The sequence below is a fragment of the Streptomyces wedmorensis genome, from assembly GCF_000716445.1.
Taxonomy (GTDB): domain Bacteria; phylum Actinomycetota; class Actinomycetes; order Streptomycetales; family Streptomycetaceae; genus Streptomyces; species Streptomyces wedmorensis.
On sequence record NZ_JNWK01000022.1, the window covers coordinates 39,818 to 55,874 of the forward strand.

Genomic DNA, 16,057 nt, shown 5'->3' on the forward strand with positions numbered 1-16,057 from the left:
ACGAGGGGAGAGTCATGTCCATCATCGAAGCTCAGGCGCCACTGCACGAGGCCCACCGCGACAACCACACCCACCGTGACGTGAACGGCGGTTGGCTGCGGCCGGCGGTGTTCGGCGCGATGGACGGACTCGTCTCCAACCTCGCCCTGATGACCGGTGTCGCGGGCGGTTCGGTCTCCTCGCAGACCCTCGTCATCACCGGCCTCGCCGGCCTCGCGGCCGGCGCCTTCTCGATGGCCGCCGGCGAGTACACCTCCGTCGCCTCGCAGCGCGAACTCGTCCAGGCGGAACTGGACGTCGAGCGTCGGCAGTTGCGCAAGCATCCGATCGACGAGATGGAGGAGCTCGCCGCGCTCTACGTGTCGCGCGGCGTCGAGCCGGCGCTCGCCCGCGAGGTCGCGATGCAGCTGTCGAGGGACCCCGAGCAGGCGCTGGAGATCCACGCCCGCGAGGAGCTCGGCATCGACCCGGACGACCTGCCGTCGCCGATGGTCGCCGCGGTCTCGTCCTTCGGTTCCTTCGCGCTCGGCGCGTTGCTTCCCGTGCTGCCGTACCTGCTCGGCGCCACCGCGCTCTGGCCGGCCGTGCTGCTCGCGCTCCTCGGCCTCTTCGCCTGCGGTGCCCTGGTGGCGCGGGTGACCGCCCGCGGCTGGTTCTTCAGCGGGATGCGCCAGCTCCTCCTGGGCGGCGCCGCCGCGGCCGTCACGTACGGGCTCGGCATGCTCTTCGGGGCGGCCTTGTAGCGCCGTGCGCCCGCGCCGGTGCGGATTCCGCGGCGGCGCGGATTTCGTACCCGTACGGAAGACCGAGAGGCCCCTGAAGGGGCCTTTCGGTCTTTTCGGGGCGACTTTTCCGGACGTACGGGGTGAATCGGCTGTGACGTATCTCCCTGGTCCGATCCGCCGCAGCGATGAGACACTATGCGGGGCGCCACATATATAGCCGGTTACTCGGCGGTTTCGAACCCGTGACCAACGGGAATGAGGCATGAGCGTCGTGGGGCAATGAGGCCCCCTTCGAGCGGGCGACGATGCCCGCCCAGTGACGGACCGCCGGAGCCCCGGAGATCCTCCGACTCCTTCGATCCGTCCCCGCGGGGCAGCCTCTGTCCTCGCACCTCACAAGGTGAACCCACACCACCGCTCCGTATCGGCGGTGTCCGCATGCTGGAATGAGCTATCCACTTCGCGAGAAGCCAGCCATCATGTAACCTGCACGAAATTTCGCGGAGGGCCAACGTCGTCCCTCGGCATCTGCATATGCCACGACGACGACGGGAGAGCCGATGCGTTCCGACGCCTGGTCGCCCATGGACGGTCGCCCCGCTCAGCAGGGGATGTACGACCCCCGTAACGAACACGACGCCTGTGGTGTCGGGTTCGTGGCCACCCTCACCGGTGTAGCCAGCCACGCGCTGGTCGAGCAGGCGCTGACCGTACTGCGCAACCTCGAGCACCGCGGCGCCACCGGCTCCGAGCCCGACTCCGGTGACGGCGCCGGCATCCTGTTCCAGGTCCCGGACGCCTTCCTCCGCGAGGTCGCCGGATTCGAGCTCCCCGAGGCCGGCGCGTACGCCGTCGGCATCGCCTTCCTCCCCGAGGACGGCACCGACGAGACCGTCGCCAAGATCGAGACGATCGCCGCCGAAGAGGGCCTGACCGTCCTCGGCTGGCGCGAGGTCCCCGTCGCCCCCGAGCTGCTCGGCGCCTCCGCCCGCGCCACCATGCCGGTCTTCCGCCAGCTCTTCGTCGCCGCCGGCGAGAACACGGGCATCGCGCTGGACCGCAAGGCGTTCGTCCTGCGCAAGCGCGCCGAGCGCGAGGCCGCGACCTACTTCCCGTCGCTCTCCGCCCGCACCATCGTCTACAAGGGCATGCTGACCACCGGCCAGCTGGAGCCCTTCTTCCCGGACCTGTCGGACCGCCGCTGCGCCACCGCCGTGGCCCTGGTCCACTCCCGGTTCTCCACCAACACCTTCCCGAGCTGGCCGCTGGCCCACCCGTACCGCTTCGTCGCCCACAACGGTGAGATCAACACCGTCAAGGGCAACCGGAACTGGATGACCGCCCGTGAGGCCCAGCTCGAGTCCACCGCCTTCGGCGAGGGCTCGCTGGAGCGGATCTTCCCGATCTGCACCCCGGACGCCTCCGACTCGGCCTCCTTCGACGAGGTCCTGGAGCTGCTCCACCTCGGCGGCCGCTCGCTGCCGCACGCCGTCCTGATGATGGTCCCGGAGGCGTGGGAGAACCACGAGACCATGGACCCGGACCGCCGCGCCTTCTACCAGTACCACTCCACGCTGATGGAGCCCTGGGACGGCCCGGCCTGCGTCACCTTCACCGACGGCGTCCAGGTCGGCGCGGTCCTCGACCGCAACGGCCTGCGCCCCGGCCGCTACTGGGTCACCGACGAGGGCCTCGTCGTCCTCTCCTCCGAGGTCGGCGTCCTCGACATCGACCCCGCCAAGGTCGTCCGCAAGGGCCGCCTCCAGCCCGGCAAGATGTTCCTCGTCGACACCGCCGAGCACCGCATCGTCGAGGACGACGAGATCAAGGCCGCCCTCGCCGCCGAGCACCCCTACGCGGAGTGGCTGGAGACCGGCGAGATCGAGCTCTCCGACCTCCCCGAGCGCGAGCACATCGTGCACACCCACGCCTCGGTCACCCGCCGCCAGCAGACCTTCGGCTACACCGAGGAAGAGCTCCGCGTCATCCTCGCGCCGATGGCCCGCACCGCCGGCGAGCCGCTCGGCTCCATGGGCACGGACTCGCCGATCGCGGCCCTGTCCGCCCGCCCGCGGCTGCTCTTCGACTACTTCACGCAGCTGTTCGCGCAGGTCACGAACCCGCCGCTGGACGCCATCCGTGAAGAGCTGGTGACGAGCCTCCACTCCTCCCTCGGCCCCGGCAGCAACCTGCTCGAGCCCACCGCCTCGTCGTGCCGCAGCGTCACCCTGCCCTTCCCGGTGATCGACAACGACGAGCTGGCCAAGCTCATCCACATCAACGCCGACGGCGACATGCCCGGCATGAAGGCCGCGACCCTCTCCGGCCTCTACCGGGTCTCCGGCGGCGGCGACGCCCTCGCCGCCCGCATCGAGGCCATCTGCGCCGAGGCCGACACCGCCATCGAGGGCGGCGCCCGCCTGATCGTGCTCTCCGACCGGCACTCCGACGCCGAGCACGCGCCGATCCCCTCGCTGCTGCTCACCGCGGCCGTCCACCACCACCTCATCCGCACCAAGCAGCGCACCAAGGTGGGTCTGCTCGTCGAGGCCGGCGATGTCCGCGAGGTCCACCACGTCGCCCTGCTCATCGGCTACGGCGCCGCGGCGGTCAACCCGTACCTCGCCATGGAGTCCGTCGAGGACCTGGTCCGCGCCGGCACCTTCATCGAGGGCCTGGAGCCCGAGCAGGCCATCCGGAACCTGATCTACGCGCTCGGCAAGGGCGTCCTCAAGGTCATGTCCAAGATGGGCATCTCCACCGTCGCCTCCTACCGCGGCGCCCAGGTCTTCGAGGCCGTCGGCCTCGACGCGACCTTCGTCGCCACGTACTTCAACGGCACGGCCACCAAGATCGGCGGCGCCGGTCTCGACGTCGTCGCCAAGGAGGTCGCCGCCCGCCACGCCAAGGCGTACCCCGTCTCCGGCGTCCCCTCCGCGCACCGCGCACTGGAGATCGGCGGCGAGTACCAGTGGCGCCGCGAGGGCGAGCCGCACCTGTTCGACCCGGAGACGGTCTTCCGCCTCCAGCACGCCACGCGCACCAAGCGGTACGACATCTTCAAGAAGTACACGGAGCGGGTGAACGAGCAGTCCGAGCGCCTCATGACGCTCCGCGGCCTCTTCGGCTTCACCTCGGACCGCCCCTCCATCCCCCTCGACGAGGTCGAGCCGGCCTCCGAGATCGTCAAGCGCTTCTCCACCGGCGCCATGTCGTACGGCTCCATCTCCCGCGAGGCGCACGAGACCCTCGCCATCGCCATGAACCAGCTGGGCGCCAAGTCCAACACCGGTGAGGGCGGCGAGGACCCGGACCGCCTGTACGACCCGGCGCGCCGCTCCGCGATCAAGCAGGTCGCCTCCGGCCGCTTCGGCGTCACCAGCGAGTACCTGGTCAACGCCGACGACATCCAGATCAAGATGGCCCAGGGAGCCAAGCCCGGCGAGGGCGGCCAGCTGCCCGGCCACAAGGTCTACCCGTGGGTCGCCAAGACGCGTCACTCGACGCCCGGCGTCGGCCTCATCTCGCCGCCGCCGCACCACGACATCTACTCCATCGAGGACCTGGCTCAGCTGATCCACGACCTCAAGAACGCCAACCCGGTCGCCCGCATCCACGTGAAGCTGGTGTCCGAGGTCGGCGTCGGCACGGTCGCCGCCGGTGTCTCCAAGGCCCACGCGGACGTCGTCCTCATCTCCGGCCACGACGGCGGAACGGGCGCCTCCCCGCTGACCTCGCTCAAGCACGCGGGCGGCCCCTGGGAGCTCGGCCTCGCCGAGACCCAGCAGACGCTGCTGCTCAACGGCCTGCGCGACCGGATCGTCGTCCAGACCGACGGCCAGCTCAAGACCGGCCGCGACGTGATCATCGCCGCGCTCCTCGGCGCCGAGGAGTTCGGTTTCGCGACCGCGCCGCTCGTCGTCTCCGGCTGCGTCATGATGCGCGTCTGCCACCTGGACACCTGCCCGGTCGGCATCGCCACCCAGAACCCGGCGCTCCGCGACCGGTTCTCCGGCAAGGCCGAGTACGTCGTCAACTTCTTCGAGTTCATCGCCGAGGAGGTCCGCGAGCTCCTCGCCGAGCTGGGCTTCCGCACGATCGAAGAGGCCGTCGGCCACGCCGAGCTGCTCGACACCAGCCGCGCCGTCACCCACTGGAAGGCGCAGGGGCTCGACCTGGAGCCGCTCTTCTACGTGCCGGAGCTGCCCGAGGGCGCGGTCCGCCACGCCCTGATCGAGCAGGACCACGGCCTGGAGAAGGCCCTCGACAACGAGCTGATCCAGCTCGCCGCCGAGGCCCTGAACGCGGCCACCGCCGAAGAGGCCCAGCCGGTCCGCGCCCAGGTCGCGATCCGCAACATCAACCGCACGGTCGGCACCATGCTCGGCCACCAGGTCACGAAGAAGTTCGGTGGCGCCGGCCTCCCGGCCGACACCATCGACATCACCTTCACCGGCTCCGCCGGCCAGTCCTTCGGCGCCTTCCTGCCGAGCGGTGTCACCCTCCGCCTGGAGGGCGACGCCAACGACTACGTCGGCAAGGGCCTCTCCGGCGGCCGCGTGATCGTCCGCCCGGACCGCGGCGCCGACCACCTGGCCGAGTACTCGACCATCGCGGGCAACACCATCGGATACGGCGCGACCGGCGGCGAGCTCTTCCTCCGCGGCCGCACCGGCGAGCGCTTCTGCGTCCGCAACTCCGGCGCCCTCGTCGTCTCGGAGGGCGTGGGCGACCACGGCTGCGAGTACATGACCGGCGGCCAGGCCGTCGTCCTCGGCGAGACCGGCCGCAACTTCGCGGCCGGCATGTCGGGCGGTGTCGCCTACGTCGTCGACCTCGACCGGGACAACGTCAACTCCGGCAACCTGGAGGCGATCGAGGCCCTGTCGGACACCGACAAGACCTGGCTGCACGACGTCGTGCGCCGCCACTTCGAGGAGACCGGCTCCACGGTCGCCGAGAAGCTCCTCGCCGACTGGGACGCCGCGGCGGCCCGGTTCAGCAAGATCATCCCCACCACGTACAAGGCAGTGCTCGCCGCCAAGGACGCCGCTGAGCTCGCCGGTCTCTCCGAGACCGAGACCACCGAGAAGATGATGGAGGCGGCGACCAATGGCTGACCCCAAGGGCTTCCTGACCACCGGGCGCGAAGTCGCCGAGACCCGTCCGGTGGGCGAGCGCGTCAGGGACTGGAACGAGGTCTACGTCCCCGGCTCCCTGCTGCCGATCATCAGCAAGCAGGCCGGCCGCTGCATGGACTGCGGCATCCCGTTCTGCCACAACGGCTGTCCCCTCGGGAACCTCATCCCCGAGTGGAACGACTTCGCCTACCGCGAGGACTGGTCGGCGGCGCAGGAGCGCCTGCACGCCACCAACAACTTCCCGGAGTTCACCGGCCGCCTGTGCCCGGCTCCGTGCGAGTCGGCGTGCGTGCTCGGCATCAACCAGCCGGCCGTCACCATCAAGAACGTCGAAGTCTCCATCATCGACAAGGCCTGGGACGCCAACGACGTCAAGCCGCAGGCGCCCGACCGCCTCTCCGGCAAGACCGTCGCCGTCATCGGCTCCGGCCCGGCCGGTCTCGCCGCCGCCCAGCAGCTGACCCGGGCCGGCCACACCGTCGCCGTCTACGAGCGCGCGGACCGCATCGGAGGCCTCCTCCGGTACGGCATCCCCGAGTTCAAGATGGAGAAGCGGCACATCAACCGCCGCATCGAGCAGATGCGCGCGGAGGGCACCAAGTTCCGCACCGGCGTCGAGATCGGCCGCGACATGCCGGCCACGGCGCTCCGCAACCGGTACGACGCGGTCGTCATCGCCGCCGGCGCCACCACCGCCCGCGACCTGCCCGTCCCGGGCCGCGAGCTGGGCGGCATCCACCAGGCGATGGAGTACCTGCCGCTCGCCAACAAGGTCGTCGAAGGCGACTTCGTGGCCCCGCCGATCACCGCCGAGGGCAAGCACGTCGTCGTCATCGGCGGCGGCGACACCGGCGCCGACTGCGTCGGCACGGCACACCGCCAGGGCGCGGCCTCGGTCACGCAGCTGGAGATCATGCCCAAGCCGGGCGAGGAGCGGAACGCCGGCCAGCCCTGGCCGACCTTCCCCATGCTCTACAAGGTCACCTCCGCGCACGAGGAGGGCGGCGAGCGGGTCTACTCCGTCTCCACCACCCACTTCGAGGGCGACGAGGACGGCAACGTCCAGTTCCTCCACCTCATCGAGGTCGAGTTCGTCGACGGCAAGCTGACCCAGAAGCCGGGCACGGAGCGCAGGATCCCCGCCCAGCTGGTCACGCTCGCGATGGGCTTCACCGGCACGGACGTGGAGAACGGCCTCGTCTCCCAGTTTGGTCTGGACCTCGACGAGCGGGGTAACATCGCACGTGACGCGGACTTCGCCACCAACGTCGATGGCGTCTTCGTCGCCGGCGACGCCGGCCGTGGCCAGTCCCTCATCGTCTGGGCCATCGCCGAGGGCCGCTCCGCCGCCCGTGGCGTGGACCGCTACCTGACCGGAGCCAGCTCCCTGCCGGCCCCGATCCGCCCGACGGACCGTTCCCTGATGGTCTGATCCGACCGGATCACCCCCCAACACGTCCCGTACAACGACGTACGGAACTGAGCGCGGCGCCCCCCGAATGTCCCCGACCGGACGACTGGGAGGGCGCCGATGCGCGTTCCGGCACCGGGCGCGCACCCCCGCGGGCCCTCCCTAGCTCTTCCCTGGCCAGATCCACGTGATCAGCGAGGCCGCCGACACCGCAAGCACCCCGACCAGGCCCATCCACCGCGCCCACCCCGTCATCCGGCGCACGGCCCCGGCCCGCCGCTTCTCGTACCGCAGCAGATCCTCCGCCCCCGACCGCAGCTTCCGGCCCGGTCGCTCGTGCACCGCCGACACCATCAGCCACGACGCCAGCACGAGCACCAGGAACGCCCCGGCGAGCAGCCCGATCACCCACCACCGCGGCCCGGTGGTCATCTTGCTCAGGTTCTCCTGCCCCTTCAGCACGAAGACGACCGTCAGCAGCCCCGTCAGCGTCGTCAGGAAGTTCCGGTACCCCTCCGCCTGCGCGAGCGCCGCCCTCAACTGCTCCTCCGGCTTCGCCATCGCCAGGACGCGCTCATCGGCCTCCCGCAACTCCGCGGGCGTGAACTCGCTCACCGCGCGGCCCCCCGAGGCGGTGCGATCCAGAACGACGCCCCGCACCCCTGCTCGACCCCCGCCGGCCGGTCCACATGCCACGTCGTACACGCACACCGCGCGTACCTCGGCACCCCGCCGTCCCCCGACGGCCCCCGCGACGACCCCGGCCCCTTCGTCACGTACTGCACGTCCTCCCACACCCGCACCGTCACACACCGGCACTCCGGGCACTCACCCGACGCCTCCACCCGGCCCCCTCCCCTCGACTCCCACAGGAACGTGGTGACGGGCGAGGTCAACGGCCGGTCCGTGACGCGGTAGGGAACGGTCGAACTCATGGGCGCGGGCCTCCAACGGTGGTGGGAAGTATGAGCTTGAAAAGTCGTTCGTACCGGCGGAACCGGTCCATGACCTCCTCCTCGGACAGGTCCGTCTCCTCCGAGCAGAGCAGTACGTGATCGGGCTCCACGGCCCCCTCGACCGCCGGCGCCCGCCCCGTCAGCCGCGCCGTCAGCACGATGACGTCCCGCCAGTCGGGCACGATCTCGCGCTCGTCCCCGGTGGGCGCCTCGACCGTCACGTCGAGCCCGAGGCAACGGAAGGGCGCGTAGCGGTCGTACGCCTTCCCGAGCGTCCAGCCGAAGCGGCCGGCGACGAGGACGAGTTCGAGGGGGCCGAGGAGGCCGGGGCCGAGGAGACCCGGGTCGAACGCGGCCAGGTCGAAGTCGTCGGGCGTGAAGTGCTCCAGGGCTTCGGCGTCGGGGCCGGTGAAGGGGCCGGGGAGGGTGGGGCCGCCGACGGGGAGGAAGGCCTGTGCGGTGCGGACGGTCTCGCCGAGGCCGTCCGGTTCGTAGACGGCGTGGGCGAGGAGCTGCCCGAGGGTGAGGGCGCTCCGGAACGCCATGCTGCGGCCCCTGCCCATCTCGAAGAGGAACCGGAACCCGGTACCCGGGGTGAGCGAGCGGAGGGAGTCCGGGAGGTCGGCGACCGCCAGGGGGAAGGGTAGGCCGAGGGTCGCCAGGCGCTCCGCCTCGGAGCCCAGTGTGGACCTGCTCCCGGACGCGAGGTGGATCAGCGGTTCGACGCCGAGACCGCGGCTGTCGAGATCCCACCGCCCGTGGCCGTACTTCGAGAACGGGTGCACGATCTCCAGCAGATCGTCGACGGCGGAGTCCTCGGTGATCCGCTCGCTGTGGGCTTCGACGAGCGACAGGCAACCCGGTGCCAGGAGTCCGCAGGCATCCAGATGGCGCAGGTCCTGACGCGTCGACGCGAAGTCGGACGGAGCGGCGTGCCGCAGCGCGGCGGTCACACGCCAAGGGCCGAAGGGGCCGGACTCCTCGTCCGGCCACGGAACGAGGGCGGCGACCCATGGGGGACCGTCCAGTCGGTGACCGTGCCGGGGACCGGTGGTGCCGATATACCCGTCGCGGGCGTGAGGGCGTTGACCTGCTCCACCACGCGGCCGATCGGGATGCTCATGGCTCGGGAGCGTTCCAGGACGTCGAGCATGGTCAGGTCGCCTTCGAGCCACGGTGATTCGCCGTCCACCCCCCGCGACAGGAGACGGCGCTCGTCGCCGTTCAGGGCGCGATGGGCGAGAGTCGCGGGCGAACACCCCGTACCCAGGAAGAAGCCGAACGGCTTCAAGCTCTCGATCCGGTCGACGAGGTGCCTGCGCTGCTCGACGGAGGGGGCGTCCACGAGGAGGTCGACGGGGTGGGCGATCCCCTTCTGCCAGTGGGCCGCCCCCACCTCCGTGAAGAAGGCCGCGATCCTGTCCGACTCGGGGAGGACGTCTTCCTCGACCTGGGGGATGTCGTTCCAGCGCGGTAGCGGCAGGCGGCTCGCGAGGTCCCGGACCGTGGCGAGAGCCTCGGACAGGGGCACGTCGTGGGTGGCCATGATCGGAAGAATCGCGGTGACGGCCGGATCCGGTTTTCCCGCTTCGGGTCCGCCGTCCACCGGTCCGTACGCGGCGCAGAGGTCGGCTGCGACCACGGTCGGGAACATCTCCCGGAGCGCACCGATGTCCGCGATCTCGGGCACCTTCAATCCGGCGATGGCGAAGCGTCGTTGGGCGCGCACGGCCGCCGTGAGGGATTCACCGGCGAGCGCGGCCACGCGCAGTGGCCCCGCCCAGGACCCGTTGGGCGCGCCACGCCCGAAGATCAACATGTCGAGTCCGACGGGATCGGGGTACCCGCGAGGCGCGAACGCCTCCCGCGTGCCACCGAGGACGCCCAGCAAGGTGGTGCGCCACCGATGGTGCAAGGCGCCTTCGTGCAACCGCTCCTGCCCGAAAGGGCGAATGAGTTGGTGCTGGCTCAACGATGCCTGGTCGGGCGGGTGGCATCCCACCTTGCGCAGGGGGAAGGACGAGGCGGCCAGGCTGCGTTCCTCGTGCGTCGGGTGCAGGACTCCCACAGAGTCGTCGTCCAGCGAGTCGAAGATTCTCACCGCCAGCCTGGGCTCCTGGCCGGCGAGTTTCCACAGCCACCGCAGCGACACCTCCTCGAACGCGGCGACCGCCTCGGGCACGCCGGCCAGGACCCGGCGCGTCACCCCCTCCTCGTCGTAGCGCAGCAGACCGTTGCGGTCGACGGTGGGTACGGGCTGGTCCCGCTCGCGCAGGTTGAAGACGTAGCCGTGCACGTCGGGCGCGTTCTTGACCACGACGCCGTCGAGCAGCAGCTGGCCTCGGCCCTGGACGATCCACGCGTCGTCCCCGGCTCGGGCGGGCGCGGTGGTCCAGTGCTCCGAGGCCTGGAGCCGGCCCGGTGTCCATTCCTCCGACCGGATCGTCCCGCCCTCCCGGTCCAGCTCCACCGCCGTCACAGCGTGGTCGCTCACCCACAACAGGTTCCGCAGGGTCTCCACCAGGGACGGTGGGGTCTCGCCGTCGGCGTTGAGGTAGAGGCGGACGGTGGTGCCGCCGGTGGTGGGGGCGGTGGTGGTGTCGCGGATCTCGAGGAGGCCGGAGCCGGACTGGATGGTGGCCTGGAGGGGGGCTTCGGTGCGGGAGGGGTTGCCGTGGGGGTCGACGGCGGCGGTGGTGACGACGACTTCCTCGGCGAGCATGAAGTAGCTGAAGACGCCGATGCCGAAGCGGCTGTTGAAGGGAACGGGTTCGATGCCGGCGCGGCGCCAGTTGCGGCGCTCCTGGACGAAGTCGGGGTCCTGTTCGTAGCGCTTGCCGGCGCGGGCGAACATGGAGGTGAGCTTCTTGCGGCTCATGCCGGTGCCGGTGTCGCGGCACTCGATGTAGGGGCGGTCCTCGTCGTCGTAGCCCTGGACGAAGGTGATGTCCGGTTCGCGGTCGGTGGCCCCGCACTTGCCGAGCTTTTCGCCGTAGGCAGCGCGGAGCTGGCGGTGGCGGCAGGCGTCGAGGGCGTTCTGGTAGAGCTCGCGGACGGCGAGCATCTTGTCGCCGTAGAGCTGGGTGCCCATGAGGAGGGGGCGGATCTCGTCCTCGGCGAGGCGGAAGCGCTCCAGGGGCTTGGTGTACTGCTGCTCCAGGGGCTCCAGGAACTCGGTGGTGACCTTGCGGGGGATGCCGCGCAGCAGGTCGGGGGCGGTGGTGCGGGCCTCCTTCCAGCTCTTGTGGAGGGCGCGGACCGAGGCGTCGGCGATCGCGGCGAGTTCTTCCAGGGCCGCGTGGAGCGCGGGGTGGGGACAGTGGAAGTTGACGGCGAGGTCGTAGGCGCCGTCGGTGCCGTTCGTCGGGGGTTCGGCGAGGGGGTGGAGACGGTACTCGGCGAGGGCCGCGACGACTTCGGAGGGCACCAGGCGGCGGTGGGCGGAGCCGAGGTGGTCGACGAGGGCGCTGGACATGCGGCGGGGGTCGGCGGCGAGGAGGGAGGCGAGCCAGACGAGGTAGGCGAGGTCGCGGGCGCGCCAGGTGTTGCCGGACACGGCCGGGTGTTCGCTCCAGCGGGGCTCGCCGGTGTGGTTGATGCGGGGGCTGCTGCCCGGGGCGACGGTGACGTGGGCGAGGACCTGGCGGATCTGGCGGTCGATCAGGACGCGGTTCTGCGGGGAGGGTTCGCCGGGACCACCGGCGGCGACGGCCGTGACCACGCGGTCGATGAGGTGGTCGATCGCCGCGTAGTCGCCCGTGCCGTCCCACAGGAGGTCCCAGTCGGCGATGAAGCGGTGCCGGAGCCAGTGGTCGGCGGCGGTGGCCGGTGCGGGGAGGTGGCGCCGGCGGAGGGTCTCGGCCGTCTGGCCGACCTGGGAGTGGGCGCGTGAGACGTCGCGTGCGGCGTCGCACACCAGGCGGTCGTGGGAGGTGGTCACGGTACGGCCGCGGCCGTCCTCGCTGCGGTCGATCCGGTCCGGACGCAGCGCCGCCAGTTCGCTCAGGGCGACGGCGACGACGCCCTCGTGGAGGAGGGGAGCGGCGAGCAGGGCCGCGGTCTCGGCGGGGGAGAGGAGTTCGCGACCGGTGAGTGCGGCGGATTCGACGAGGTGGCCGAGGCGCTCCACGACGCGGATCGGGTAGCCGGGATCGCTCCAGGGGGTGGCGAGGGCCGAGTCCGTGCCGAGACGGCTCTTGGCCACTTCGCGGGCCAGGTCGGCCAGCCGGTCCTTGACCCGTTCGTGGACGGCGGGCTGCGAGGTGTGCCGCCAGAGGACGGAGGCGTCGACCGCCTCGGTCCAGAGTTCGGTCTCCTCGGAGCCCTCGCAGAGGACCAGCCGGGCGGCGAGCTCCTCCGCGCACTGGAACTCGACGGTCGGCGGGGGTTCCGTGAGGAGGGAGGTGAGCCGGTGGACCCGGGCGCGTACGAACGCGTGGACCTTCTCGAACGTCCGGGGCGGGCTCTGCGGGGAGAGGGCCTCCGACAGGGCGATGCCGAAGAAGCTGCCCTTCTCGGGGTCGGCGTAGGCGGGTTGCCCGGGGCCGCTGCCGCGCAGCCAGGCCACGTTCTCGTACGAGGAGTCCACGAGGCGCGTCAGACGCGGCTGCGTGGCGGACGACGGCTGGTCGCTGCGGCACGTGTCGAGGCAGACGACGACGGTGACGCCCTCGGGTATCGCGCCGAGGAGGACGTCGGGCGCGGTCTCGAGGATCGTCTGCGCGATCAGGGAGCCGTCGGCTCGGGGGCGGGCGTCGGAGGTGAGGAGGTACTCGCGTTCGCCGACGGTCACGCCGTGGGCGGAGACGTACAGGAACGCCGTGTCCCCGGCCGTGCAGGAGAGGAGGAACTCCTCGACGGCGCTGACGATCGAGCCCACGCCCGTGTCCTGCCGCTCGGGGCGGGGGTGGCCGGGGTGGAGGGCGGCGACCGTGTAGCCGGACGCGGCGAGGGCGGTGCCGACGAGTTCGACGTCCCGGTCGACGAAGCCGAGCGGGGGGAAGCGCCGGGAGAGGGCCTCGTCGCGTTCCAGGAAGTCGGTCCGGCCCACTCCGATGAGCAGGGCCCGCCGTCTGCCGGTGACCTGCTCCTCGGTCGTGTCCGCCGACGTGTCCGTCGTCGCGCTCACCCTTACCCCCGACTCCCCTGTGCGGCCCCGCCCTGGACGTCCATGATTCCAGAACGCGCGTGCCGCCCAGGGGCCGTTGAGGAGGTCGGTCAGGCGGCGGGCGCCGGTTCGCGGAAGTGGGGGATGACCTTGGTGCCCCACTGGCGGATGGTCTCCAGGCAGACGTCCTGCGGGACGGTTCCCATCTGGATCAGGCACATGACCTCGTCGACGCCGATCTCCCGGAGCCGTTCGACGTAGGCGATCGCGGTGTCGGCGTCGCCGTATGCGTGGTCGGTGTCGTACGTGCCGGTGTCGACCGGGCGGGCGGGGACGTCCGCCTCGTGGAGGCGGGCGACGAGGGCCTCCCGTTCGCGGGAGAGCGCGCCCGCGTGGTCCTCGTCCTCGGCGTATCCGGTGGGGGCGGGTGCGCCTCCGTACCAGTGGGCGATCGACTCGGCGAAGAAGCGCTGCCCGCGGGTGCCGAGCCGGAGGGCGCGGTCGGCGTCGTCGAGGACGGTCGTCGGGCAGAGGACGGAGAAGTGGTCGTTGACCTCCGTGGACACGAACCGGGAGCCGTCGCGTGCGGCGATGGCCTCGTCGTACACCGCTCGCATCGCGCGGACGTCGTCGGCGCCGGCGAAGCCCATGACCAGGGCGCCGATGCCGAGTTCGGCGGCCTGGCGGAGCGATTCGTGCTGCGAACAGGCCATGAAGAGGGGCGGGTGCGGGCGCTGGACGGGGCGGGGCAGGACGGCGCCGGGGCCGATGTCGAGGGAGCCGTGCCACTCGAACTCCGGCTCGCGCCAGGCGGCGGCGAAGATCCGCAGGGCCTCCTCCGTCTGCGGGCGGGTGTCGTCGGGGCGCACCCCGAACATCCGCATCTCCTGGCGGGTCGCGCCCCGGCCGGCGCCGATGTCGACGCGGCCGCCGGAGAGCACGTCGAGCATGGCGGCCCGTTCGGCGACGCGGACGGGGTGCTGGTAGCCGAAGGGCATGGTGACCACGCCGTGGCCGACGCGGAGGGTGCGGGTGCGGGCGGCCACCCAGGTCAGGAAGATCTCGGAGGCGCTCATGTGGGCGTACTGGGTGAGGGAGTGGTGCTCGACCGCCCAGATCCGGTCGAAGCCCATCTCCTCGGCGAGGACGGCCTGTTCGACGCAGTCGTGGAGGACGCGGTGCTCGCGGTCGGGGGTGGGGTCGACGAGCTGTGCTTCGAAGATCATGGAGAACTTCAACGGGAGCTCCTCCCAGGAAGGCCAGGCGACTATGCCTAATCGAAATACTTCTAGCAGGCACAGGTGGAGGAGTGAAGGGCCGTAGACTGCCGTCCGTGGCGGACGAAGAGACCGTGCCGGGCCTTCCGGCGACCGGCTGGGCGGTGCTCGGACTGCTGTCGTTCGGGCGGGAGTTGTCCGGCTACGACGTCAAGAAGTGGGCGGACCGGTCGCTGGGCCTCTTCTACTGGAGCCCGTCCTTCAGCCAGGTCTACAGCGAGCTGAAACGACTGGAGAACGGCGGCTACGCGACATCGCGCCTCGTCGCCCCCGAATCCGGCAGCCGCGACAAGCGCGCCTACCGCATCACCGACGAGGGACTCGCGGCCGTCACCGCCTGGGCCCGCGAGGCGCCCCTCGATCCGCCGGTCCTCAAGCACGGGCCGATGCTGCGGCTCTGGCTCGGCCACCTCCTCGAACCCGACCGGATGCGGGAGATCCTCGCCGGGCACCGGGAGTACGCCGAGGGCATGCGGCAGCGCGCCGAGACGGACGCGGCGGACGCGGGCGCCGACGAGGCGTGGGCCTTTCCCCGGCTCACCCTCACCTGGGCCGAGCGGTACTACGCGGCCGAGCGCGACCTGGCCGACGCCATGCTCGCGGACATCGAGGAGTGGGAGAGGGAACGTCCATGGCACTGAGCCTGCGGAAGGTCGAGGAGACCGCGCCCGCGCTGGTCAGTCTCTACAAATCGGCGGGGGCCTCGCTCCAGCGGCACGGGATCAGCGGGCAGCGCGTCGCGGTCTACCTCGTGGTCGACTACTCGGGGTCGATGAAGCCGTACTACAACAACGGGAGCGTCCAGGCGCTGGCGGACCGGGTGCTGGGGCTCTCCGCGCACTTCGACGACGACGGCCGGGTGCCGGTGGTGTTCTTCTCCACCGACATCGACGCCGAGACCGACATCCGGCTGGACGACCACGCGGGCAGGATCGACCGGATCGTCGCCGGGCTCGGCCACATGGGCAAGACGAGCTACCACCTCGCCATGGACGCCGTCATCGACCACTACCTGGACAGCGGCTCCACCGCCCCCGCGCTCGTCGTCTTCCAGACCGACGGGGGGCCGATCAACAAGCTGGCGGCCGAGCGGTACGTCTGCAAGGCGGCCCGGCTGCCGATCTTCTGGCAGTTCATCGGCTTCGGCGACCCCGCGAGCCGGCAGTTCGAGTTCCTGCGCCGGCTCGACGAGCTGGCCGTGCCGACGAAACGACCCGTCGACAACGCGGGCTTCTTCCACGCGGGGCAGGACCCCAACCGCGTCCCGGACGCGGAGCTGTACGACAGGATCGTCTCCGAGTTCCCCGCCTGGCTCGCCGCGGCCCGGGCCCAGGGCATCGTCCGGTCCTGAACCGGCCGGCCGCGTACGGGCGGACGTCGTGAGCGGCCGGTCTGCGGTACGGGCCGGTCGCGAGCTCCCGGTCACGAGCACGAGCCCCC

Annotated in this window: 9 protein-coding genes; 5 read left to right on the plus strand and 4 right to left on the minus strand. The window is 71.3% G+C overall.

Features of this window, described 5'->3' with window-relative positions:
* Nucleotides 1-14 precede the first annotated feature (14 nt).
* The 3 genes from OO54_RS18995 (at nt 15) to OO54_RS19005 (ending at nt 7,298) form a co-directional block, all read left to right on the plus strand.
* Nucleotides 15-743, plus strand: coding sequence for a VIT1/CCC1 transporter family protein (locus OO54_RS18995; protein WP_033204648.1), 729 nt, complete (start codon nt 15-17; stop codon nt 741-743).
* A 542-nt stretch (nt 744-1,285) separates the two neighbouring features.
* Nucleotides 1,286-5,845 (plus strand): glutamate synthase large subunit, encoded by a 4,560-nt coding sequence (gene gltB / locus OO54_RS19000; RefSeq protein ID WP_033204650.1) that lies wholly within the window; start codon nt 1,286-1,288, stop codon nt 5,843-5,845.
* The gene (locus OO54_RS19005; protein ID WP_033204652.1) at nt 5,838-7,298 is read left to right on the plus strand and encodes a glutamate synthase subunit beta; all 1,461 of its coding nucleotides are present in this window, start codon (nt 5,838-5,840) and stop codon (nt 7,296-7,298) included. Before gltB ends, OO54_RS19005 begins: the two co-directional genes overlap by 8 nt.
* Nucleotides 7,299-7,439: 141 nt before the next feature.
* Here OO54_RS19005 and OO54_RS19010 read toward each other — a convergent pair whose 3' ends face one another.
* The 4 genes from OO54_RS19010 to OO54_RS19030 form a co-directional block, all read right to left on the minus strand.
* Complete coding sequence (locus tag OO54_RS19010; protein ID WP_033204711.1) at nt 7,440-7,892, minus strand: hypothetical protein; 453 nt, start codon at nt 7,890-7,892, stop codon at nt 7,440-7,442.
* A gap of 316 nt (nt 7,893-8,208) precedes the next feature.
* Nucleotides 8,209-9,186: a wHTH domain-containing protein gene (locus OO54_RS19020; RefSeq protein WP_033204656.1), complete on the minus strand. Its 978-nt coding sequence runs from the start codon at nt 9,184-9,186 to the stop codon at nt 8,209-8,211.
* Nucleotides 9,183-13,361 (minus strand): HD domain-containing protein, encoded by a 4,179-nt coding sequence (locus OO54_RS19025; RefSeq protein WP_033204658.1) that lies wholly within the window; start codon nt 13,359-13,361, stop codon nt 9,183-9,185. The genes OO54_RS19020 and OO54_RS19025 overlap by 4 nt, the downstream gene beginning before the upstream one ends.
* 89 nt (nt 13,362-13,450) lie before the next feature.
* Nucleotides 13,451-14,578: an LLM class flavin-dependent oxidoreductase gene (locus OO54_RS19030; RefSeq protein ID WP_033204660.1), complete on the minus strand. Its 1,128-nt coding sequence runs from the start codon at nt 14,576-14,578 to the stop codon at nt 13,451-13,453.
* A 95-nt stretch (nt 14,579-14,673) separates the two neighbouring features.
* On the opposite strand from OO54_RS19030, the gene OO54_RS19035 reads away from it, so the two are divergent.
* Nucleotides 14,674-15,258, plus strand: a complete 585-nt coding sequence (locus OO54_RS19035; protein WP_017238733.1) for a PadR family transcriptional regulator — start codon at nt 14,674-14,676, stop codon at nt 15,256-15,258.
* Nucleotides 15,249-15,968 carry a vWA domain-containing protein gene (locus OO54_RS19040; RefSeq protein WP_033204662.1) on the plus strand — a complete coding sequence of 240 codons (720 nt, stop codon included), beginning with the start codon at nt 15,249-15,251 and terminating at the stop codon, nt 15,966-15,968. The genes OO54_RS19035 and OO54_RS19040 overlap by 10 nt, the downstream gene beginning before the upstream one ends.
* Nucleotides 15,969-16,057: the final 89 nt, after the last annotated feature.

Bases quoted from the DNA above. Each gene is read 5' to 3' on its own strand.
- OO54_RS18995 (WP_033204648.1), top strand. From the start codon at position 15: ATGTCCATCATCGAAGCTCAGGCGCCACTGCACGAGGCCCACCGCGAC.
- gltB (WP_033204650.1), top strand. From the start codon at position 1,286: ATGCGTTCCGACGCCTGGTCGCCCATGGACGGTCGCCCCGCTCAGCAG.
- OO54_RS19005 (WP_033204652.1), top strand. From the start codon at position 5,838: ATGGCTGACCCCAAGGGCTTCCTGACCACCGGGCGCGAAGTCGCCGAG.
- OO54_RS19040 (WP_033204662.1), top strand. From the start codon at position 15,249: ATGGCACTGAGCCTGCGGAAGGTCGAGGAGACCGCGCCCGCGCTGGTC.